This is a genomic window from Enterococcus sp. DIV0802b, from assembly GCF_050543535.1.
In the GTDB taxonomy this organism is placed as follows: domain Bacteria; phylum Bacillota; class Bacilli; order Lactobacillales; family Enterococcaceae; genus Enterococcus_D; species Enterococcus_D entomosocium.
On record NZ_CP172941.1, the window covers coordinates 118,190 to 140,938 of the forward strand.

Here is a 22,749-nt window from a genome sequence, read left to right on the forward strand (position 1 = left end):
GGGCAGCCATGGATACAATAGACGGGGTAAAAAAAGCAGCGATTCTTCTGATCTCTCTAGGATCAGATACCTCTGCAAAGATCATGAAGCTGCTGCCAGAATCATTTATACAAAAGGTGAGCTATGAGATCGCCAATATCGACTTTGTCAGTCCCGAAGAGCGGGATCAAGTGTTGGAGGAATTTTCTCATACCGCAACGGCTCGCAAATATGTCTTAGACGGCGGGATCGATTATGCCAAAAATTTGCTGAACCAAGCATTAGGCCCTCAAAAAGCCAAAGAAGTCATTGACGTATTGACTCAGATTCAGCTGCGGGAACGGCCCTTTAATATCGCTCGCAAAGCCGATGTTCAACAGTTGACCAATCTGTTGATCGGTGAACATCCGCAAACGGTAGCGTTGATTTTGTGCTACATGCAGCCGGACAAAGCGGCCAGCGTCTTGTCGCAGTTTCCCGATCATTTGCAAGTGGAGATCGCTGAACGGATCGGGACGATCTCCAGTACGTCGCCTTTGGTGATCGAACGGATCGAAAAAGTGATCGAGAACAAATTCTCGAATTACATTGAGAACGATACGGAAAATGTCGGTGGTGTGCATACTCTGGTTGAGATCTTGAACTCAGTCAGCCGCAGCACCGAAAAGAACATTTTGAACGACTTGGAAAAGCGGCAACCAGAACTCTCCAACGAAGTGAAATCCAGCTTGTTTACTTTCGAGGATATCGTGACCCTCGATCGCTTGGATGTTCAAAAAGTCTTACGAGATGTTCAAAACGATGTCTTAGTCTTAGCGCTTAAAGGCACGACCGATGACATCAAGAACTTTATTTTCTCCAACCTCTCATCACGGGCGGTGGAAAATCTGCAAGAAGAAATTCAATTTATGGGTCCTACCCGCTTATCTGCTGTAGAAGAAGCCCAACAAAGTGTGGTGGCTGTGATTCGACGGCTAGATGAAACCGGTGAGATCTACATCGGAAGGGGCGACCAAGATGCAGTGGTCAAATAGCAGTTTATTGAAGCAGCAGGCGGTCAAAACGACCGAAGCTGCGCGCAGTATTTTGACGGATACGACCATCAAAGCGCCGATTGAGAAACCAAGCTTAGACCCAGAACTGCAAGCGGCTAGACGTGCACGCCAGTTGGAGCAGGAACGGCATCTGCAGCAAATGGAAGCCTTGAAGCAGCAGATTTTGACCGATGCACAAGAACAAGCAACGCAAATTCTAGCAGAAGCGAGAACGGAAGGCTTTCAAGCAGGACAAGCAGACGGCTTTCAACAAGGCTATCAAGAAGGACTCAATGCCAGCAAAGAAGCCGCGCAAGCATTGATGGCCCAAGCCCAAGCCAATGTCGCTGAAGCCGTTTCTGAAATCAACGCCTTTCGCTCAGAGAAAAAGCAAGAGATGATCGCTTATGGCACGGCAATCGCTGAAGCCTTGATCAATCAACGTTTTACAGATGAGCAAGCAGGCTTCCTGCCTTTTGTGGAGTCTGTGCTATGGCAATTTGAACAACCCGATCAATTTGTGACTGTTCGCAGCCAAGAGCAGCATCTTGCAGGGGTGCGAGAATTGTTGGAAACCAAAAAGCAGACGATCAGCGGGTTTCGCTATTTACTCATGGCAGATGACAGCTTGGCGGAACACGATTTTTGTATCGAATCTGAAAATGCCTTGGTGGTTTTTGAACTGAGGAAAGAAATCGCTCGCTTTTTGAGCCAATTTCTAGAAAGCAGTGTGAAGGAATGACGTTTGAATTACCGATCACAGCGCTGCGCAAAACGGCGCAAGCACAGCCGTTTTTTACCACCTACGGCAAAGTCAGCGAAGTCGTAGGTCTGCTGATCAAAGTCGAAGGGCTGGCGGTTTTCATAGGGGAAATCTGTGAAGTCGCATTGCAAAACAAGACACATACAGCCTTAGCTGAAGTCGTAGGCTTTGTGAAAAAAACCGTGCTCCTGATGCCCCTTGATCAGCTAGAAGGCATCGGACCGGGCTGTTTGGTGCGGCCAACTGGCAAATCATTGACGGTAAAAATCGATGATACGCTGCTAGGGCACACCTTAGATGGACTAGGGCGACCGTTAGATATGGCGCTGGAGCTGGAAAGTGCGCCAGAATATCCAGTTAGTCAAGATTCTCCTGACCCCTTTCGCCGTCAAAAAATCGCTGAGATCATGCCGACAGGTGTCCGGGCGATCGATGGTCTTTTGACCGTCGGCCTTGGCCAACGGATCGGCATTTTTGCCGGCAGCGGGGTCGGTAAGAGTACTTTATTGGGGATGTTGGCTCGTTATTGCGAAGCCGATGTCATCGTGATCGGCTTGATCGGCGAGCGGGGACGAGAAGTCAAAGAATTTATTGAAAATGATCTAGGCCCAGAAGGTTACCGCAAGTCGGTCGTTGTCTGTGCTACCTCCGATATGCCGCCCCTCGTACGATTAAAAGGGGCTCATGTGGCAACAGCGATCGCTGAGTATTACCGCGATCAAGGGAAGAAAGTCGTATTGATGATGGATTCGGTGACCCGTTTTGCGATGGCGCAGCGGGAGATCGGTCTATCGACAGGCGAGCCGCCGACGACCAAAGGTTATACCCCTTCTGTGTTTACAGCTTTACCGAAGTTGTTAGAACGCAGTGGGATGTCGGACAAAGGCTCGATCACGGCCTTTTATACTGTCTTGGTAGAAGGGGATGACATGAATGAACCGATCGCTGATGCGGTGCGGGGAATTCTTGATGGACATATTCTGTTGTCCCGAAAAATCGCCGCTCAAAATCATTATCCTGCCATCGATATTCAAAACAGCCTCAGCCGCTTGATGAAGACCCTTGTTTCTGAGGAACAGCATAAACATGCGGGGGAACTAAAAGAAAACATGGCCGTTTATGCAGAGGCCAAGGATTTGATCGATATCGGTGCCTACAAAAGCGGCAGCAATGCGTTGACCGACCAAGCGATCGCGCTGCATCACCCCATCCTGCGGTTTTTACAGCAAAAAGTGGATGAGCGGATCCCATTTGAACAAACGATTTTTGAACTGGCGCATTTGTTCAGTGAAGAAGCGCTGATCGAGCGCCAGCGTTCGACCATGTAAAACAGATCATAAAGGAGCAGCTATGCAAGCATTTCACTTTTCCTTAGAAAAAGTATTGGATCACCGAAAAACCATTGAGCAAGAAGCCAAACGCGCTTACGCCCAAAAACAACAATTGTTGATTCAGCAAGAACAGCACCTGAATACGCTGACACAGGAAAAAGCCCAGCTTTTTGATGTCAATGAGATGACCATTGGGCGGATGCAAGTGCAACAACGCTATTTGCTTGCGTTGAATGCCACCATCGATGAGGTTCAGAACAAAATGTTTCACGTGAAGCAAGAATTGGCAGAGTCTTTATCGGTGGTGGTAGAAGCGCAGCAGGAACGCAAGATCGTGGAAAAGCTGCGAGAAAAACAATTTGCTGAATACACCTATGAACAGCAATTGGAAGAGCAAAAACAATTGGATGAGTTCGGCAATCGCGCCTTATTTTCTTAAAGCACTAATGGTTTTAGTGATGAGACGACCTTGGTTTCAAAGCATCAGCTGAGAGGAGGTGAACAATGAAAGAGATCACAACAAGTGCCGCAACCGCTGTACCTGTCGGTAGCAAATCAAAAAAGACGGAGGCGTCACCAGAAGTCTTCAGTTTGCTGATGCAACAGCTGACGGAACAGAGCGCAAGCAATCTGCCAGCATCCTTCGAACCATCAGGTATGTCGGAGCAAACCGCCGCCGCACCAGAAATGGGGGTTGCCAGCAGTATGGAACATCTGCCACAAAAGCCAGAAATCACTCCAGCAGTCGAACAACCTGCAACGACACACGCGCCAGGAATGAGCCAAATCAGCCAGGCACCTTTTGCAGGCTTGGTTCAAGAAGCGCCACAGGCATCAATGGCAACGACGGAGCAGAACCAAACGAGCGCCACAGCAGCTTTAGCACCAATAGACGTAGCCACCACAGTCATCGACCCCTCCGAGTCTACGCTTGAAGGTCTGGATTTGATGACAAATGACAGAAGTGAAGCCGCAGCAACAACGCTTGAAACACCTTTGCCAGAAGACTTAGTAGGCGAGGAGCAGACCACGGCAAAAGAAATCGCTCCTTTCAAGGAAATCAAGGAAGTCGATTCAGTAACACAAGCCGCGATTGCGCAAACGACAGAAGCACAGCTGAAACAGTCCACCGAAGGGACCGCGCAATTGGGCCAAACGGGACCATTAAATCAAGTGTCGCCAGTGACCAACCAAGCGACGGATACGACTAGCACCTTGCAACGCACGAATGAAACAGTCGCCAAAAAAGCGGAAGCTGTTTCTGCACAAGCCATTGCTTCTTCAGCAGCAACCGACAATGAAATAGCGGCACCAGCACTGCAGCTGCTTGATGTTTCTCCCCTTTTGACCAAGCAAGGACTAGCGCCAACAAAAGCGAGTATGGAGCAAGCGGCTCTGCCCTTAGCAAAAGCGACTGCCCAACTCGTCCAAACGAGCAGCACGTCAAGCGAGAAAAAAATCACGTTGCAATTCGTTCCCGAGAAATTAGGCACGATCCAGCTTTCTCTAGAAACGAATGCCCAAGGCAGCCGCTTAGAACTGACCGTTCAGCAGCCGCAAGCCAAAGAATTATTGCTGTCCATCAAGCATGAGCTAGAGCAAGTTTTGCAAAAGCAAGAGCAGCCGATCCTAGCAATCAAAGAACCTACGTTAGCTTCTGTCCAGCAGGCTGGTCCGCTGTCAAATCAATCCTTTGCCGGCAGTATGATGGCAAGTGACAGTCAGTTAAACCAACAGCGTTTTTTACAGGCTCAAAAAGGACAAAGCAAAAAGCCATTTCATCAAAGCAATACGGTTGAAGAAGAGCAGCAATTAGCACCGATCGATCATGCGATCAGTATTTTAGTGTAAAGGAGGAGACCTATGGCAGATGAAATTACAGTAGCTGCGGCAGGTATTGCCAATACATCGGCATTAACGCAAACAAAAAAATCTTCAGATATCTCCATGGATGATTTTTTGAAGATCTTAGCAGCATCTATGAGCAACCCATCGATGGGAGGCAGCGATTCTTCTGGTGGTGGTAGCACCGACTATATCTCGCAACTGGTTCAATTTACGACCTTAGAGAGCTTGAATGAATTGAGCGAAACGTTGACGACCTCGGTGATTTTACAGCAACAGCAGCAAGCTTTTAGCTTGATCAATAAACAAGTCACTCTGATGGACGGCACAGAAACATTGTCAGGAACCATCGAAAAGGTCCGCTTTGCCAATGGCTACGCCACGATCGTCGTAAATGGCAAAGAATACAGTATGAGTGCGATCCAAGAGATTGGCGGCGAAGCAAAATGAGTTTGACGATTCAACAGGGGCTGCAAAAAGTTGCCGGGGAGCCTTATCAAAATCCCCGCAAAGCCGTGGACAAACAAGCCTTCTCTTCAATGCTTGAACAAAAACAAAACGACATCAAAGTCTCGCACCATGCGCAAAAGCGTTTGACCGCAAGGGAATTGACCTTACAAGACGATGATTACCAATCCCTTTCAACGGCGCTTAGCGAGCTAGCGGAAAAAGGCAGCAAAGAATCACTGCTTGTTTACAAAGATATGGGCTTGATCGCCGATGTCCATTCACGAACCATCATTACGGCGATGGGGATGAATGAGCTTCACACCGTCACCAATATTGACAGCGCCACATTTATCAAATAGCAGCTGGACTGAAAAGGGGCTGCAAGTATTTTCTGAATGACAGAGGAAAATACGCCAACCATAAGGAGGAAAATAAGCATGTTACGATCATTATATTCAGGTGTCAGTGGAATGAAAAATCTTCAAACGAAAATGGACGTGGTTTCAAATAATATCGCCAACGTCAATACGGTCGGGTTCAAATCAAGTCGAGTCCTTTTCCAAGACATGATGAGCCAAACGATGTCTAACGCAACTGCACCAGGCAACGGCTTAGGCGGGATCAATGCAACGCAGATCGGTTTAGGGGTTCAGACGGGCTCCATCGATACCATCAATACAGTCGGTGCCCCGCAATCGACTGGTCGCAGCATGGATTTTTATATCAGCGGACAAGGCTACTTTATGGTACAAGGACCAGGAGCAAATGGCGAAACCTATTACACACGAGATGGCGCATTTGTTCGCGACAGCAACGGAACCTTGACCAATAGTGATGGGATGCAAGTCTTAGGTCGTTCAGTCAATGGCGGTCAACCAGTTGTCTATGATGACAACTTTGATGAAAACACGGCATTGAGCAGACAAGGTGCGGTATCTCCCTTGTCGATTCCAAGCACACTGACCGTCAATGGGGAAACCTTGACCTATAACTCCATGGCAATCGATGCCAATGGCTTAGTGTTGGCAAAATACGGCAATCAAACCTTTGTGATGGGAAAAGTCGGTGTCGCAACCTTCAATAACCCAGAAGGCTTAGAAAAAGTCGGCGGCAACAACTATATCCAAACCAGCAACTCAGGAAATGCGATCGTTGCAGGCCCCGGCAATAATGGAGCGGGAACGCTGCAAGCAGGTGCCTTGGAAATGTCGAATGTCGATCTTTCGACAGAATTTACCGAAATGATCATTGCGAGCCGTGCCTATCAAGCAAATTCAAGAAGTATTACGACTTCTGATGAAATGCTGCAAGAATTATTGAATCTAAAACGTTAAGAACGTGACGCTTCATCGTTGAGAGGAGTTTGACCATGATTCTAGTGACCGCATTGAATGGCAAGCCATTCTATTTAAATCCAACATTGATTTATCGGATCGAAGAAATGCCGGATACATTGATCACACTGACAGACGGCAAAACCTTAGTGGTGACGGAAGCTGCGCAAGAAGTTGCGCAGCGGGTGATCGAGTATCATACGGTGATCCATTCGAACCAAGTGAAAACGTAAGGGTGGGAAAGATGGCAAAAGAAGAAAAAGTACCAAAAGCAGAAAAAGAGAAAAAAGGCTTGAACATGGTTGTTTTACTGCCGATCCTCTTGATCGTGGTAGTCGGCGGCAGTATCGGCGGAACCTTAGTGACGAATCACTTTTTGACGGGGGAAAAAACAGCAGCTGCTGAAACAGCAAAAGACAGCAGCAAAATCTCCTCAGACGAAGCGATCGTGGCATTGGATGAATTTTTAGTCAATCTGGCAAAAGAAGACAACCAAGAGCAGCAATACATGAAGGTCAATTTATCGATTTTAGTGGCGGATGAGGAAAAAAGCGCGGAAGCCACGAAAAATGTGGCTGTCATTCGTGACAGCGTCGTAAACTTATTGCGCCAACAAAAGGCCAGCGGTATTTTGAGCTCCGCCGAAAGTGTACCGAATTTAAAAAAAGCATTGAAAGAAACAATTAATCAGGAATACGGATCAGAAATCGCCAAGGATGTTTATGTGACGGATTTAGTGATCCAATAGAAAGAGGCATGTTGATGGAAACATTTTTATCGCTGGTCAAAATGATTGGGTTTTTGCTGCTTATTCTTTATTTGATCAACATTAGTTTGAAATATTTGAATCGTTACACGAACCAGCACAATCACCAGTTGCGTATTTTGCAAAAAATCGCCGTCAGCAAGTCGTCTTCGATCGGGATCGTCCAAATCATGGACAAATGTTACGTCATGAGCTTTTCTGAACAGCAAAATCAGATCATCAAAGAGTTGACGCAAGAAGAAACGGCCGCTTTTTTACAGCAAAGCCTAGAAAGCACCCAAGTGCAAGCTGGCAAAGATTTTTCTGAATGGCTAAACAAAGCCAAGGCGGAAATTGCTGGAAAACGAGGCAAGCAAAAATGAAGATCAAAGGCAGAGATATCAAGATCATGGCTGCGGTCCTTTTCAGCAGTCTGATGCTTCCGCAGACGGCATTTGCGCTAGACACGGAAGACGTCAGTTCCACCATCAACAATTTATTGTCGAATGGGAATGGCTCAAGTGATACGATCAATACTTTCTTGTTGCTGACGCTGCTTTCCCTTTTACCAGTCTTGCTGATCATGATGACTTCTTTTACTCGTATCATCATGGTTTTGTCCTTTGTGCGTAGTTCGTTAGGTACACAGCAAAACCCGCCCAATCAAGTGTTGATCGGGTTGGCCTTATTCTTGACATTTTTTATTATGAAACCTGTGTATACCGACGTCTACCAGCAAGCGATTGAACCGTTTGATCGACAAGAGATCAGCCAAGCCGAAGCCTTTGACCGCTCAGAAAAACGGATCAAGGCCTTTATGATGGTACAGACACGGGAAAAAGACATTGCCTTGTTTGCGGAAGCTGATGGGGAGACCGAAAAGTATCATTCTTCTGACGATGTTCCTCTGACCGTTATGGTACCGGCGTTTATTATCAGTGAGTTACGAACGGCTTTCAGTATCGGCTTTTTGATTTTTATCCCCTTTTTGATCATTGATCTGGTCGTCTCCAGTATCTTGATGTCGATGGGGATGATGATGCTGTCGCCGATCATGATCTCACTGCCCTTCAAGATCTTACTATTTGTTTTAGTGGATGGCTGGTATCTGATCGTGGAGTCGCTGATCAAGAGCTTTCAATAGCCGCTAAGAAAGGAGCCAAGAGGAAATGACAGTAGAAATGGTACTTGATGTGCTAAGGGAAGCCTTTCTTCGAATTTTAGCGATATCTGGCCCTGCCTTATTGGTCGGCATGCTCGTTGGATTGGTGATCAGTATTTTTCAAGCCACTACCCAAATCCAAGAACAAACGTTGAGCTTTGTGCCGAAACTATTAGCGATTTTTTTGACCTTGATCTTGGCGGGGAATTTTATGCTGAATCTCTTGTTGAATTTTACCAAAATGATCTTCAAGATGATTGCGGCAATGTAAGGAGGAAACCTGATGGCGCCGATTCAAGCGACGGTGTTGATTTTTTGTCGAATATTGGCGTTTGTCGTCCTTTGTCCGATCTTCTCACAGCAAAATTTTCCGTCACTGGCAAAAATCGTGATCGGCATGGCGTTGACGGTCCTATGTCTGCCGACGGCACCTGCGATTCCCGAGCTTTCCCTCTTTATGCTGACGGTTTTCGTCATCAAGGAAGTACTGTTTGGGATGGCGATGGGCTATTTGAGTCAGCTGGTCTTTACTGGTGTGGAAATTGCGGGTCAACTGATCGACTTTCAAGTAGGCTTTTCGATGGCGCAAGCCTATGATCCGACGTTGCAAATCGCCTCTTCCCAGTATGGCAAAACGTACTATTGGCTGACGATCGCTGTGTTTTTTGGACTTGATCTGCATCATCGACTGATCACAGCATTGCTGTTGTCTTTTCGGATCGTGCCCTTAGGCTCTGTGGTGATCCAAGGAACGACGGTTGAAGGCATCGTCAAACTTTTCAGCCAAATGATGGTGATGGCAGTTAATCTTGCGGCACCAATGATCATTGCGCTGCTGTTGGTGGACCTGGTGCTAGGTGTGATTTCTCGGTCGATTCCCCAGATCAATATTTTGATGATGAGTCTTTCGATGAAAACCGCCATCAGTTTTGTGGTGTTTCTCTTGCTACTACCCAATGTCCTTTCGTACTTAGGCAAACACTTGCCAGATACGGTCCGCTATTTGCAGGAGTTTATCGAGTCCTTTCAATAAAGTAACAGGTAGCCAGCAGGAGGTGAGAAGATGGCAGAAAAAGATGGCAAAACCGAACTACCTAGTGCCAAGCGGCTGCGGGATGCCCGCAAACGCGGGGAGGTCCCTAAGACCCAGGAATTAGCAGCAGCTGTTTCGCTATTGGTCTTCTCGTTTTTGATCCTGTCTTTATGGCAGTTTTTCGCCGCTTCTTTTTTGCCTTATTTTTCCCGAAGTTTGGCGCAGCTGGCTGATTATCAAACCAGTTTGGCGGATCTGCCGAAACTGGGGGTGCAGAGTATCTTGCTGCTGCTTTTGTTGTGTGCGCCCGTCTTTCTGGTCGCGCTCGGAGTCGGGCTTATCACGAATTATGCCCAAGTCGGTCTGTTGTTTTCCGGCAAGGCCATCAAACCAGATTTTAAAAAGCTGAACCCCATCAGCGGGATCAAGCAGCAATTCAGTTTGCGCTCGTTGATGAATTTAGGCAAAACATTGGCGAAATTCGGCGTGATCGTCTACTTGTGCTATCAACAATTTTTAGCCGCCGTCCCTGTTTTACTTGGTTTGAGTGAAGTGGGGTTGGAAAAAACGATCCTGTTCATGCTGCTGCGTGCCAAAGAATTGTTTTTACAGATTTCGATTTTCTTGATCATTTTGGCCGTAGTCGACTACGGCTACCAACGCTATAGCCATCGTAAGAACTTGATGATGAGCAAGCAGGAAGTCAAAGAAGAGTTCAAGCAAATGGAAGGTGATCCGCAAGTCAAAGCACAGCGCAAAGCGAAATACCGTGCGATGACCCAAAATGCCATCGCCAACGTCAAAGAAGCGACGGTTTTGATCACCAATCCGACCCATTTCGCCATTGCGATTCGTTACGATGCCAGCAGTGAAGGGGTGCCGCGGGTCTTGGCCAAAGGGGCAGATCAGCTGGCGCAGCGGATGAAAGCAGAAGCCCTGAAAGAAAATATCCCACAGATCGAAAACCGTGAAGTGGCACGAGCCCTTTATCGTCAAGTAGAACCCGGGGATCTGATCCCTGTTGAAATGTATGAAGCCATTGCCGAAATCATCGCTTTGGTCTATCAGTTAGAAGAAAGCCAACGCGGCAAGATTTAAGGAAACAGGAGGAACAAAAATGAATGAGGCTGCCTCAAAACCGAAAAAAGGCATTGGTCTGGCGGATATCTTAATCTCGGTGATCGTCCTAGCTATTATTGGTTTGATTATTATTCCATTACCGAGTGCATTATTAGATATTTTGATCATTATCAATTTGACGATCGCGATCAACATTTTACTGATCACCCTGTTTACCAAATCAGTGTTGGAATTCACTACGTTTCCAACCTTGTTGCTGATCACAACGATGTTTCGTTTAGGTTTGAACCTATCTTCCACTCGTTTGATCTTGACCCAAGGAAATGGCGGACACGTGATCGATGCCTTCGCCAATGTCGTTGCCGGCAGCAATTACATCGTGGGGATCATTTTGTTCGTGATCATCATGGTGGTTCAGCTAGTCGTCGTGACCAATGGTGCAGGGCGTGTCTCCGAGGTGACTGCTCGCTTCACATTGGATGCGATGCCCGGCAAGCAAATGGCGATCGATTCCGACCTAAATGCCGGTTTGATCACGGAAGCGGATGCCCGCAAACGACGAAAAGATCTGCAGCGAGAAGCTGATTTCTTTGGTTCGATGGATGGTGCCAGCAAGTTTGTCAAAGGGGATGCGATCGCAGGGATCTTGATCACTGTCATCAATTTAGTCGGCGGGGCGATCATTTTCTCCATGGGGGGACAAATGACCGTCATGGAAGCCTTCGCCCAATTCGGGAAACTGGCGATCGGGGATGGCTTGGTCAGCTCGATTCCCTCTTTATTGATTTCGATTGCTTCTGGGGTGATCGTGACTCGTTCCGATAACGATAGTTCCTTTGGTTTGGATATTGCGGCAGATGTGATGCGTAATCCCCAACTGTTTCGGATCGTGGGGGCGATTCTCTTCGTCTTAGCCTTAGTTCCTGGGTTTCCGTTTGTGCCTTTTGTGTTGATTGGTTTAGGCCTTTTCGCAGCCAGCTTTCTGGTGACGCAAAAAGAAGAAAAGCAGCGAGTGGAACAAAAACAATGGGAACAAAAATTGGCACTGGAACGCAAAAAAGAAGCACAGGAAGAAGACGATTCCGTGGCTTCCTTCCAAGTGGAACCAATCTCAGTGGAAATCGGTTATGGTCTGATCCCTATCGTGGATAGTTCGATCGACAACAGCTTGATGAACCGCATCGTGGCGATCCGTAAACAGAGTGCTAGAGAATTAGGGATCTTAGTCAGTCCCGTTCGTATTCGCGACAACCTCTACTTGGATGCCAATGATTACGTGATCAAGATCCGCGGCAACGAAGTCGGCCGCGGCGATATTTACCCGAATAAAGTCATGGTGATCAGTCCGAATGAAGAGCCGTTTCCTTTTCAAGGAATCGCAACAAAAGAACCAGCCTTTCATCTGGATGCTATGTGGATCGATGAATCCGATAAGGAGATGGCGGATCTGCAAGGGTTTACGATTATCGAGCCGTTGACCGTGATCGCAACACACTTAAAAGAAATCATCTATGCCCATGCACCAGAGCTGTTAGGTCGCCAAGAAGTCAAGAAATTATTGGAGGGCATCAAAGAGCAGTACAATGTCGTGATCGATGAATTGATCCCCGATATTTTGCGGCTCGGCGAGGTCCAAAAAGTTTTACAAAATTTATTGGATGAACAAATTCCCATCAATGACTTAGCAACGATCTTAGAAACTTTAGCCGATTACGGCGTTGTCACGAAAGACGTAGAAGTTTTGACAGAATATGTTCGCCAAGCACTGAAACGGACGATCGCTGCCAAGTATGCCAATGAGAACCACGAGCTGCAAGTGGCGGTGATCCAGCCGAAACTAGAAGAAATCATCGCTCAAAGTATCCAAAAAACCGCAACTGGCTCGTACCCGGTCTTAAAACCAGATACCGTGACCAAGCTGTTGGATTCCATCAGTGGGATCCAACATGCGGCGATCGCTCAAAATATCAATTTCGTGATTCTGGCATCGCCTAAGATCCGGTTAGCATTCAAAAAAATGATCGTTTTTAATTTTCCAGATATCGCCGTTCTTTCTCTAAATGAGATTCCCAATGAAATTGCGATCGAAACGGTGGGCAGTATTGACATTTAAGCAGAATTTTCTTAGGAAGGGGTATCGCCGATGTATGAAGTCGATCGAGAAGCGGAGATCATCAAGTATCTGCCGCTAGTGGAACGGGTGGTTCAGCGCCTGTCTATCAAAACCGCCGATTATGAATCAGGCGATCTCTACAATATTGGGGTGATTGGGTTGATGGATGCCTTGCGGAAATTCGATCCCTCAAAAAAAGTTCCTTTTGAAAGCTATGCAGCGATTCGCATCAAAGGGGCAATTATTGATGAAGTACGCAAGCACGCCAAAATCTCCCGATACAAAATGGCGGCAGTCAATCAGTTTTATCAAGCACGGCAAGAGTTGGAGCAAAGCCTCAAAAGAGAAGCGACCGACACCGAGATCTGCAAACAGCTGGGAATCAACCAAAGTCAACTAGCGGATATTTATGAGAGTCTGCACTACTTAGCCAGCGTCTCTTTGGAAGATACCTTGTTTGCTTACCAAGAAGAAGGCATGACCTTAAAAGATATGGTTCGGGATCCAGCCGAGAATGTCGAAGATACCTTGGTCGCTGAAGAAAAACGCACCGCCTTGGTGGCGTGCATCAAAAAATTAGGGGAACGGGAACAATTGATTTTAAGTTTGTACTATACCGAGGAACTGACGTTAAAAGAAATCGCTGAAATCTTAGAAGTCTCGATTCCACGAGTTTCACAAATTCACGGCAAAACGATTGCCAAATTGCGCACATTGATTGAGGAGGAACTGGCATGATTCGAGGATTGGATGTCTTATCACGGAACATTTCATTATTACAAAAGCGACAAGAGACGACGAGCGGCAATATTGCCAATGTCAATACAACAGGGTATCAAGCAAAAACTTTGTTCCAGTCGGCGCTAGATGAAGTGGCATTGCATAATTACCAAAGCGGGCCCAATGCGGATACCCGCCGTGATATCGGTGGGTTGTCTTTAGGGACCCAATTGGCAGGCAGTACCATCAGTCAAGACCAAGGTGCTGTCAAACAGACGGGACAAGCCAGCGATTTTGCACTGCTTTCCGAAGGCTACTTTGTCGTTCAAAACAATGCGGGTCAGCGGTTGTATACGAGAAATGGCGACTTTACTGTCAATCAGCAGAATCAATACGTGACACAAGAAGGCTATCTTGTCTTGGGTGCCAATGGACAAGCAGTCAGCGCCTTAGGACCAGCGAACTTTCAGATCCAAACATTCCCCCAAGAAGCATTGACTACAGATGGTCAAAACTACGTGACTAGCAGCGCAGCAGGAACCACTGTGAATGCACCCGTGATCCAGCAAGGTGCCTTAGAACAAGCCAATGTAGCGGTTGCCGATGAAATGGTGGCGATGATCCAGACTTCTCGCGAATTTGAAGCCAATCAGAAAGCCTTGAGTTCAACGAATCAGACATTGCAAAAAGCGGTCAACGAATTAGGAAAGATTTGAGGATGAGTCAATGAATATCAGTGGATTATTAGGAATCAGCCGTTCTGGGTTGAATCATTTGCAGACAAACTTAGACACGACAGCCAACAACATCGCCAACGTCAATACCAATGGCTACCAAGCACAAACGACCCATTTTCAAGCATTGATGGAAAATGCCATCGGTGCAGAAGAAATGCTATTTAATGGCAACGCCGCCCAATATGGTGCGTCAATGGGGGCAAAAGCGACTACGACTACCAGTTTTGCCCAAGGCAATCTGGCGGGCACTGCTCAGCCATTAGATCTCGCGATCCAAGGCAACGGCTTTTTCGGGGTCCGGGACCAAACTGGTCAATTGCTGCTGAGTCGAGCAGGCAATTTTCATTTAAGTGAGAACAAGCAATTAGTCAATAGTGAAGGGTACCCTGTGGCAATGACCACAAACGTACCAACCCCTCAGTGGCCAGATGCGCAGCAAATCGCAATAGATGCCAGCGGTCAGCTGACGACGGAAGAAAATGGTCAGACTCGCGTGTTGGGGCAGCTGACCCTTTATCAGCCGACGAATACAGAAAACATCACGCCAGTGGGCAACCAACTGTACCGTGCCGGTGATCAAGCGTTGCTTACTTCGCAAACCAATCCAGCAGCCTTTGGCAGCGTCTTGCAAGGACAGTTAGAACAGTCGACGGTGGATCTAGCGACGTCCATGACAGACTTGTTAACGACCCAGCGTGCGTATGGATTGAATACGAAAGCCATGCAGACTGCTGATGAGATGTGGTCCGTGATCAATCGTTTTACAGATTAGAGGAGAAAGAACATGATTCGCTTAACCAAGGTCAGTAAAAAATTCAGCAATGGTACGTTGGCATTGGCCGATATTTCTGTTGCGATCCCTCAAGGAGAATTTATCTATGTGGTGGGTCCCAGTGGTGCCGGAAAATCGACATTATTCAAATTGCTCTTGAAAGAAGAAGAGCTTTCGGCCGGTTCTATCCAAGTCGGCAATGTCTTGTTGGAACAACTCAAAGACCGTCATCTCTATATGATTCGACGACAAGTCGGTATCGTCGGACAAGAAGACCTTTTGCTTCCTTATCTGACGGTTGCCAAAAACGTTGACTATGCGCTGCAAGTACTAGGCACTCCCCGTAAGCTGCGTCAGGAAAAAACCGCCAAAGCACTGCAACTGGTGGGTATGTTTCCTCAAAAGGATCACTATCCTGAAGAGCTTTCCGTGGGACAGCGCAAAAAAGTAGCGATCGCGCGGGCGATCGTCACAGAGCCAGCAGTCTTGATCGCCGATGAGCCCACCGCCAATCTGGATGCGAAATCAGCCGTTGAAGTCATGAAACTACTCTTGCGGATCAATCAAGTCGGTGCCACGATCCTCTTGGCGACCCACGACAGCACGATGGTCAATACGGTCCGTAATCGGGTAGTCGAGCTGCAAAACGGTCGTTTGGTTCGTGATGAATATCAAGGCGGCTATACGCGCTTTGCTGATCCAAAAGATACATATGTCTGGTGAAGATGCTTAACTTTTCTAGCAAAAGATCCGATTAAAGAACTAGAAGATTGTTTTCATAATCGGATAAAGAAGGAGTGACCCAACGATTATCAAGTGAAGAGCGAATCTTGATAAACAGCACGACTGATCATTTTGCATAGGAAAGGATACTGTTATGAAGAAGAAGGTACAAGCTATCATCAAAAAAATCCGCTTGGCGGCGTTGATTCCGCTAGGATTTACCCTGATCGTATTATTAGGATGCTATTTCTTCGTGATCCGCACCCACGGAGACGGACAAGCAGCAAAAAGTTTCTTTATTTTTTCAGTGATCGTATTGCTGCTAGAAATCGCAGTGTTAGTAGGAATGACCTATTTGGTAAAAAAAGAGACCCACTCGGGCATGGATACGTTGTTGACAGAACTAGAAGCAGTTGGTTCTGGTGATCTGTCGCATATCGATGAGATCGGCAGCAGCGACCAGACCTCTCTTTTTGGGCAAGTTCAAAATCGTTTTCAAGGGGTTTTAAACACCTTCAAAGCGGTGATCGTTGGCATGCACGAAGAAAGCAGCCGAATGGAAAAAATGGTAGGCGGCCTAACGACAACCTCAAAAAATGCCAAAAATTCAATTGAAAATGTGCGTCAGACGATGAATGCCATCGCAGATGCCACTAGTTCACAAGCCTCCGAAGCGGAACAAACCTCCTTTGATATGGACGAGCTAGCCTTAAGTATCGAAGAGATCCACAAAGAGATCGAATTGATGAACGGCTATGTCGGTCAATCCCAAAGCAGCAATGTCCACAATTCAGAAATGATGTTCCATGTATTTGAAAGCTGGGAGATCGAACGGCAAAACCAAGCGGAATTAGTGGAAAGCATGAACGACATGAACGAAGATGTCCAAAGCATCGGTAAGATCGTTCAGTTGATCAATGACATTTCTGATCAGACCAACTTACTGGCATTGAATGCATCCATCGAAGCAGCTCGAGCTGGAGAAGCGGGCCGAGGGTTTGCCATCGTTGCGGAAGAAGTCCGCAGCTTGGCGGAACAAAGCAGTCAATCAACGAAAAGCATTCGTTCGATCATTGAAACGATCCGCAAAAAATCGGAAAAAGTGGTCTCTGCAGTGACGGATTCCTTTGAAAGCGGCGAAAAACAAACCAACAATATCAACAAAGCGATCGAGTCAGCCAATGAGATCTCTGATATTGTCGAAAAATTGGTTTCAAGTATTCAAGCCGTGGAAGCCCATATTACCGGGATCGTTGAGAAAAAAGACATGGTTCAAGTTTCCGTCAGCAACATTTCGGCTGCTGTTTCGGAAACCTCTGCCGGCACCCAAGAAGTAACGGCAAACTTAGAGGACTTCTACTTAGTCATCGAAGACTTTGAGCGGAATGTGCAAGAGATCGAAACGATCGCCACTATCCTTAAATTCCAAGTGGATAGTTTCAAATTCTAAAAAGGAGCAGTGACGCCAATGGAACAATACGTTGTATTTAAAAGTCATCAACAACTCTTTGCCTTGCGTATCGACTATGTGGTACGGGTCATTGAGGCTGCTTCTTTTACACAGCTGCCGGAAGTGGCGGATTTCGTGTTGGGGATCCAGCCTTTTGAAGAGGCAATGGTGCCGATCATTGACATCCGCAAAAAGCTGTTTGATGAATTTACGCCGGAAACTGGGCAAAATGTGGTCTTGTTGTGTCACTGGCAAGAGCAGGCGATCGGCCTTTACGTGGAAGAGATCGTCGGCATTTTACCGCTAGTTGAAAGTCCCAGCAATGCGGAATTAAATACGTCAGGACTCAAGCAAAACTATATCGAAGCCTTTTTGGAAAAAGACGATGAACTTGTGCTGGCATTGGAACTGCCGTTTCTCTTCAGCTATGAACAAGCCGCTGAGATGACGGCGGAGTTAGACGCCTATCAGACAGAGGAATTGGCAGCCGCCAATGACGATGACAATGATGACCGTGAATGAGGAACTGCATGTGGGGATCTCGGAGTATAAGATCGCCCAAGCGCCAACGCGTTTGATCACGGTGGGTTTAGGTTCTTGCATCGGCACGATCATTTACGATGAAGCCAGTCATATCGGCGGCTTGAGTCATATTATGCTGCCAGATAGTCAGCCTTTTTTGCACAAGCGGGAAATCAAGCCCGAGAAGTTTGCGGATTTGGCATTGCCGGCGATGGTGGCTGAGCTGGAACAAAAGATCCGTCGGCCTCGCTTTCAAGCGAAAATCGTTGGCGGCGCCAATATGTTTCAGTTCCAGACGCTTAACGCTGCCAGCAACATTGGTCAGCGCAATATTGAAGCCGTCGAGGAAGTCTTGGCTCGGCTAAACATTCCGATCGTAGCCAAACATGTTGGCGGCAGCGCTGGTCGAACGATGATCGTAGATCTTCAGGATTTCAAGACCATGGTTCGGCAAGTCAAACAAGAAATCGTTTATTTGTAAAAGGAGTACAGGGACATGAAAAAAGTAATGATCGTCGATGATTCGGCATTCATGCGGAAAGTAGTGACAGATTTATTGAATCAGTTGCCTGATATCGAGGTGACCGTCGCTGCCCGCAATGGCAAACAAGCATTGGACTATCTGACCAAAGAAGCGATCGATTTGGTAGTAATGGATGTGGAGATGCCAGTGATGAACGGATTAGAGACCTTGCGGAGGATGAAACAGCAATCAGCCATTCCCGTCATCATGCTTAGTTCATTAACCAATCAAGAAACCACGATTGAGGCATTGGCGCTAGGCGCCCGAGATTTTGTCGAAAAACCGGTCAGTCTATCGATGATCGAAAAAGAATGGATCGCTGAATTTCATCAAAAAATTTTGGCGATGGATCATGAGGCCGGCACGGTTCAAACCCTGATGCCAACGATTGCCCAGCCCACTAAGCTGACGCAAAACAGCTTGCCGGTATCACTTGATGCGCTAGTCATTGGTGCTTCAACAGGCGGACCGCGTGCCTTGCTGGGGATAATCCGCCGTTTGCCTGCGCGTTTGCGTTGTCCCATTTTGATTGTTCAGCATATGCCTGCGGGATTTACGGCTTCCTTTGCAAAGCGCTTAGACACAGAGACAACCGTCCGAGTACAAGAAGCAGTCGATGGCATGCGGATCGAAAATCAAGTGTATCTTTGTCCAGGGGATTACCACATGACGGTCAAACAAGGGCACTTGCAGCTGGACCAGCGAGAAAAACGTCATGGGACGCGGCCAACCGTCGATTATCTTTTTTCCTCAGCTGCTGACTACTATGGCCCGCAACTAGCGGCAGTGGTTTTGACGGGGATGGGAAAAGACGGCACCGCTGGCTTACGACAGATCCAAGCGGCTGGGGGCTATACGATCGTTCAAGACAAAGAAACGTGTACAGTCTTTGGAATGCCGCGGTATGCCATTGAACAAGGAGTCGTGGATGAAGTCCTGCCGTTGCAGGGCATTGAAGCAAAAATTGCACAGATGGTCAGGTGAAGAAGATGGAAGAAGAATTTGCCTTATTTAATGCGTGGGTGGATCGCCGATTAGGGATTCCATTAGCCGCATACAAAGAAAATCAAATGCAGCGCCGCATCCTTACGATCATGGAAAACAGCGGGGCAAAGACGTTGAGGGAATACCAGCAATTGATCGAAGGCGATGAAGGGGTGCGGGCGGCTTTTTTAGCCCATATCACCATTAACGTAACGGAATTTTATCGCAACAAAGAACTGTTTGACGCCTTTGAACGCGTCTTGAAAACCATTGTTCTCCCGAAAACCACTCTGCCCAAAATTTGGAGTGCCGCATGTTCGATTGGGGCAGAGCCCTATACGATCGCGATGCTGCTAGAAAAAAACCAAATTGCCGCAGCCAATGTCTTGGCTACCGATATCGATACGCAAATTTTGGCAAAAGCCAAGCAAGGACTCTATCGAGACCACGAATTGCGGAATGTCTCAGCGGCAGAACGTACCCGTTTTTTTGATGCAAAAGAAAAGAACCAGTTTCAGATCAAACCAGAAATCAAACGGCGGGTTCATTTTAAGCAACACGATCTTTTGAAAGACCCGTACAATGGGCCTTTTGATGTGATCGTTTGCCGTAATGTGACGATTTATTTCAAAAGTGATGCTCGGGATGCCGTCTATCAAAAATTCAGCGATGCATTGGTGCCAGGGGGCATTTTGTTTACGGGAGCGACAGAAACGATCAATTTTGCGGAACAATTCGGTCTCAAGAAAATCGATTCGTTTATCTATCAAAAAGTATAATTTTGTAAAGGAGGGACCCATTTGGATGACAATAGTGTCTATCGTACCCTTTTCTTTGAAGAAACAGACGATCATTTAGCGCAGTTGAATGATCATGTCTTGCAATTGGAAAACGATCCAAAAGATAGCGCCTTGCTGAATGATATTTTCCGTTCTGCCCATACCCTTAAAGGGATGGCGGCAACGATGGGCTATGACGTCATGACGCAGCTGACCCATAAAATGGAAAATATTTTTGAGTTATTTAAAACAGGGACCTTGCAAGTGACCCAGCAATCGATCTCATTGATTTTCAAATGTCTAGATCGTCTGTCAGAACTTGTGGAGGATCTGCGGGAAGAACGTGACCTGCAGCCAGCTCAAATTGCCGATTTATTGGCCGAACTTGACCAAACAGAACATTCTGGCGGCCTACCAACCGAGACAGAAGCAAGTCAAAAACCCACCGCAGTGGGCGCATTAACCCCACAGCTTCAACAGATCGATCCTTCTGATCTGTATGTGATCGAGCAAGCGGCTGGAGATGGCTATCAAGCGGTCCAAATTGCTGTTCGCTTAGATGCCCAATCCATGTTAAAAGGCGCTCGTGCCTTCTTGATCATGGAAAAGCTGGGTCAAGCAGGGGATGTTCTCTATACAGAACCAGATGCCCAAACACTCGAAGAAGGCACCTTTGAATCAGATTTTTCACTGCTGTATTTGACGCAGCAAACACTGGCTGATGTCGAGCAAAACATCGCCAGCAATAGTGAGATCGAAGCCTTCGTGGTGGCACCTTTTGATCCATCAGCCGCTGTGTTGGAGGAGGCAGAAGAGTTACTTCAACCAGCGCCGACCCAAGAGTCAGAGACTCCTGCCCTTCAGCAAGCGACAACAGAAACGAAAGAAAAATCGTCGGCGCCCGCGCATCATGCGTCCGCCCAAAATCAATCGATCCGAGTCGACTTGAATCGCTTAGATTCATTCTTGGATCTCGTGTCCGAATTGGTGGTCTATCGCAATCAATTAGAGGATGTCAGTGAGCGGGAAAATATCGAAGCAGTCAAAGACCCCTTAGAGCAAGTTTCACGATTGACCTCTGAGCTGCAAGATTTGGTCTTGCGGATCCGCATGCAGCAAGTCAATGTCGTCTTTAGTCGCTTTCCGCGAATGGTTCGGGACTTATCCAATGAACTGCAAAAAGAAATGGAACTTGTCATTTTTGGGGAAGAAACGGAATTGGATAAAACAGTGGTTTCTGAGTTGAGTGAACCTCTGGTCCATCTATTGCGTAATTCTGTCGATCACGGCATCGAAGCACCCGATGTTCGAGAAAAACTGGGCAAACCGCGCAAGGGTACGATTCGTTTGGCGGCCTACCAAGAAGGCAATCGCGTGATCATTACTTTAGAGGATGATGGCAAAGGCCTTGATCCGCAAGTAATCAAAGCAAGTGCTGAAAAGAAAGGCTTAGCAACGGAAGGCCTTTCCGATGAAGCGTTGCAGCAGCTGATTTTCCATCCTGGTTTTTCAACGGCGCAAGAAGTGACCAATATTTCTGGGCGCGGTGTCGGGATGGATGCTGTGCAATCGAAGATCACCCAATTAGGGGGCACGATCGAAATGAAGAGTCAGCCGAATAAAGGCACGCAGTTTGTGATCAAATTGCCATTGACCCTGTCGATCATTCAAGCGTTGATGGTTCGTGTCGGAGCAGAAACCTTTGCGATCCCATTAAATCTCGTCGAACGCGTGGTGATGGTCAAAGAAGAAGAGATCATCCAGACGGTCTCGGATGAGGTCTATCGTTTTCAAGAGGAGTTGATTCCCTTGGTTCGGACCGATCAACTCTTAGCGATCGAAGGCGATCCATCTGAGAAAAAATTCGCCATCATCGTCAACAATGACCAGCAATTTCACGGCATTTTGGCAGATGAACTGATCGGCCAGCAAGAAATCGTCATCAAGAAAATCGATCCGCTGCTGCAAAAGCTGAATCGCTATCAAGGAGCAACGATTATGGGTAACGGCTCGATTGCACTGATCCTAGACATTCATGCCATCTGTCAGGAAAAAAAGGATGACCGCTTATGAGTTATACAGCGCTGCAGATCGATGGCCTAAAAGAACTGATCAATATCGGCGGTGGTCACGCTGCGACGAGTTTATCAAAGCTCGTCCAACAACCGATCGATATGCGGGTACCGGAAGTCGAGATTCTAGCTTATGAGGACCTGTATCAGCAGATCATGGCGGAAGACAAAGAAGTTCATGTGGTGATGAGCCAGATCGAAGGGGCGTTTCGAGGGATCTTCTTGTTTGTCTTAACGGATGAATCCGCCGCAAAATTGCGTCAGTTGATGATCCAAGAAATCGATCCGTCTGAAGAATTGAAGCAATCGGTCATCAACGAGTTGACTAACATTCTTACCAATTCTTTTTTGATCGCGATCGGCCAACTATTGGAAACTCAGCTGAGTGCGTCTTTACCAAGCGCCAGCTATGATTTCTTTGGCGCAGCGATCAGCTCCATCTATTTGGCGATGGCCCAGTATGATGAGCAGGTGATGGTGATCCGTAATGAGTTCGTCTACGCCAAAGAAACATTAGAGGCATCGTTATTTTTGATTCCAGAAATCGGTGTACTAGAAAACATATTTGATTCATTAGGAATTTGAAAGGGGCAAATAC

General features: G+C 47.0%; 27 protein-coding genes. All 27 read left to right on the forward strand.

Annotation, left to right across the window (positions count from 1 at the left end; all coding sequences use genetic code 11):
- The first annotated feature begins 8 nt into the window (after positions 1–8).
- On the forward strand, positions 9–1,013 hold the full coding sequence (gene fliG, locus IGJ12_RS00535; RefSeq protein WP_005226586.1) for a flagellar motor switch protein FliG: 1,005 nt from the start codon (positions 9–11) through the stop codon (positions 1,011–1,013).
- Positions 997–1,755 (forward strand): hypothetical protein, encoded by a 759-nt coding sequence (locus tag IGJ12_RS00540; protein ID WP_430619248.1) that lies wholly within the window; start codon positions 997–999, stop codon positions 1,753–1,755. Before fliG ends, IGJ12_RS00540 begins: the two co-directional genes overlap by 17 nt.
- Positions 1,752–3,104 (forward strand): flagellar protein export ATPase FliI, encoded by a 1,353-nt coding sequence (gene fliI / locus IGJ12_RS00545; protein ID WP_005226590.1) that lies wholly within the window; start codon positions 1,752–1,754, stop codon positions 3,102–3,104. Before IGJ12_RS00540 ends, fliI begins: the two co-directional genes overlap by 4 nt.
- A gap of 22 nt (positions 3,105–3,126) precedes the next feature.
- Positions 3,127–3,546, forward strand: a complete 420-nt coding sequence (gene fliJ, locus IGJ12_RS00550; RefSeq protein WP_005226592.1) for a flagellar export protein FliJ — start codon at positions 3,127–3,129, stop codon at positions 3,544–3,546.
- A gap of 65 nt (positions 3,547–3,611) precedes the next feature.
- Positions 3,612–4,958: a flagellar hook-length control protein FliK gene (locus IGJ12_RS00555; protein ID WP_430619249.1), complete on the forward strand. Its 1,347-nt coding sequence runs from the start codon at positions 3,612–3,614 to the stop codon at positions 4,956–4,958.
- A 12-nt stretch (positions 4,959–4,970) separates the two neighbouring features.
- On the forward strand, positions 4,971–5,402 hold the full coding sequence (locus IGJ12_RS00560; protein ID WP_430619250.1) for a flagellar hook capping FlgD N-terminal domain-containing protein: 432 nt from the start codon (positions 4,971–4,973) through the stop codon (positions 5,400–5,402).
- Positions 5,399–5,761, forward strand: coding sequence for a hypothetical protein (locus tag IGJ12_RS00565; protein ID WP_005232787.1), 363 nt, complete (start codon positions 5,399–5,401; stop codon positions 5,759–5,761). The genes IGJ12_RS00560 and IGJ12_RS00565 overlap by 4 nt, the downstream gene beginning before the upstream one ends.
- 78 nt (positions 5,762–5,839) lie before the next feature.
- A complete protein-coding gene (locus IGJ12_RS00570) occupies positions 5,840–6,736 on the forward strand; it encodes a flagellar hook-basal body complex protein (protein WP_034872091.1) in 897 nt (298 codons plus the stop codon).
- A 35-nt stretch (positions 6,737–6,771) separates the two neighbouring features.
- Positions 6,772–6,969 (forward strand): flagellar FlbD family protein, encoded by a 198-nt coding sequence (locus IGJ12_RS00575; protein ID WP_005226609.1) that lies wholly within the window; start codon positions 6,772–6,774, stop codon positions 6,967–6,969.
- An 11-nt stretch (positions 6,970–6,980) separates the two neighbouring features.
- Positions 6,981–7,484 (forward strand): flagellar basal body-associated FliL family protein, encoded by a 504-nt coding sequence (locus tag IGJ12_RS00580; RefSeq protein WP_008376623.1) that lies wholly within the window; start codon positions 6,981–6,983, stop codon positions 7,482–7,484.
- Between the two features lie 14 nt (positions 7,485–7,498).
- Positions 7,499–7,864 (forward strand): flagellar biosynthetic protein FliO, encoded by a 366-nt coding sequence (locus tag IGJ12_RS00585; protein ID WP_008376622.1) that lies wholly within the window; start codon positions 7,499–7,501, stop codon positions 7,862–7,864.
- Entirely contained in the window at positions 7,861–8,625 is a 765-nt protein-coding gene (gene fliP, locus IGJ12_RS00590) for a flagellar type III secretion system pore protein FliP (RefSeq protein ID WP_005232783.1), read from the forward strand. The genes IGJ12_RS00585 and fliP overlap by 4 nt, the downstream gene beginning before the upstream one ends.
- 25 nt (positions 8,626–8,650) lie before the next feature.
- Positions 8,651–8,914: a flagellar biosynthesis protein FliQ gene (gene fliQ, locus IGJ12_RS00595; protein ID WP_005226613.1), complete on the forward strand. Its 264-nt coding sequence runs from the start codon at positions 8,651–8,653 to the stop codon at positions 8,912–8,914.
- A 12-nt stretch (positions 8,915–8,926) separates the two neighbouring features.
- The gene (gene fliR, locus IGJ12_RS00600; protein WP_005232781.1) at positions 8,927–9,676 is read left to right on the forward strand and encodes a flagellar biosynthetic protein FliR; all 750 of its coding nucleotides are present in this window, start codon (positions 8,927–8,929) and stop codon (positions 9,674–9,676) included.
- A gap of 30 nt (positions 9,677–9,706) precedes the next feature.
- Positions 9,707–10,774, forward strand: coding sequence for an EscU/YscU/HrcU family type III secretion system export apparatus switch protein (locus tag IGJ12_RS00605; protein WP_016611607.1), 1,068 nt, complete (start codon positions 9,707–9,709; stop codon positions 10,772–10,774).
- Positions 10,775–10,793: 19 nt separating this feature from the next.
- Positions 10,794–12,869, forward strand: a complete 2,076-nt coding sequence (gene flhA, locus IGJ12_RS00610; protein WP_005232779.1) for a flagellar biosynthesis protein FlhA — start codon at positions 10,794–10,796, stop codon at positions 12,867–12,869.
- Positions 12,870–12,899: 30 nt separating this feature from the next.
- Positions 12,900–13,607 carry a sigma-70 family RNA polymerase sigma factor gene (locus IGJ12_RS00615; protein WP_015508736.1) on the forward strand — a complete coding sequence of 236 codons (708 nt, stop codon included), beginning with the start codon at positions 12,900–12,902 and terminating at the stop codon, positions 13,605–13,607.
- Complete coding sequence (locus IGJ12_RS00620) at positions 13,604–14,305, forward strand: flagellar hook-basal body protein (protein WP_430619251.1); 702 nt, start codon at positions 13,604–13,606, stop codon at positions 14,303–14,305. Before IGJ12_RS00615 ends, IGJ12_RS00620 begins: the two co-directional genes overlap by 4 nt.
- A gap of 10 nt (positions 14,306–14,315) precedes the next feature.
- Positions 14,316–15,098: a flagellar hook-basal body protein gene (locus IGJ12_RS00625; protein WP_430619252.1), complete on the forward strand. Its 783-nt coding sequence runs from the start codon at positions 14,316–14,318 to the stop codon at positions 15,096–15,098.
- 12 nt (positions 15,099–15,110) lie between these two features.
- Positions 15,111–15,821 (forward strand): cell division ATP-binding protein FtsE, encoded by a 711-nt coding sequence (locus IGJ12_RS00630; protein ID WP_005232774.1) that lies wholly within the window; start codon positions 15,111–15,113, stop codon positions 15,819–15,821.
- Positions 15,822–15,975: 154 nt separating this feature from the next.
- On the forward strand, positions 15,976–17,271 hold the full coding sequence (locus IGJ12_RS00635; RefSeq protein ID WP_005226627.1) for a methyl-accepting chemotaxis protein: 1,296 nt from the start codon (positions 15,976–15,978) through the stop codon (positions 17,269–17,271).
- 18 nt (positions 17,272–17,289) lie between these two features.
- Positions 17,290–17,793, forward strand: coding sequence for a chemotaxis protein CheW (locus tag IGJ12_RS00640; protein ID WP_005232772.1), 504 nt, complete (start codon positions 17,290–17,292; stop codon positions 17,791–17,793).
- On the forward strand, positions 17,765–18,274 hold the full coding sequence (locus tag IGJ12_RS00645) for a chemotaxis protein CheD (RefSeq protein WP_005226629.1): 510 nt from the start codon (positions 17,765–17,767) through the stop codon (positions 18,272–18,274). The genes IGJ12_RS00640 and IGJ12_RS00645 overlap by 29 nt, the downstream gene beginning before the upstream one ends.
- 15 nt (positions 18,275–18,289) lie before the next feature.
- Entirely contained in the window at positions 18,290–19,300 is a 1,011-nt protein-coding gene (gene cheB, locus IGJ12_RS00650; RefSeq protein ID WP_061053560.1) for a chemotaxis-specific protein-glutamate methyltransferase CheB, read from the forward strand.
- A gap of 5 nt (positions 19,301–19,305) precedes the next feature.
- The gene (locus tag IGJ12_RS00655) at positions 19,306–20,079 is read left to right on the forward strand and encodes a CheR family methyltransferase (RefSeq protein WP_034878173.1); all 774 of its coding nucleotides are present in this window, start codon (positions 19,306–19,308) and stop codon (positions 20,077–20,079) included.
- 21 nt (positions 20,080–20,100) lie between these two features.
- On the forward strand, positions 20,101–22,152 hold the full coding sequence (locus IGJ12_RS00660; protein WP_430608674.1) for a chemotaxis protein CheW: 2,052 nt from the start codon (positions 20,101–20,103) through the stop codon (positions 22,150–22,152).
- The gene (locus IGJ12_RS00665) at positions 22,149–22,736 is read left to right on the forward strand and encodes a chemotaxis protein CheC (RefSeq protein ID WP_008376598.1); all 588 of its coding nucleotides are present in this window, start codon (positions 22,149–22,151) and stop codon (positions 22,734–22,736) included. The genes IGJ12_RS00660 and IGJ12_RS00665 overlap by 4 nt, the downstream gene beginning before the upstream one ends.
- Positions 22,737–22,749: the final 13 nt, after the last annotated feature.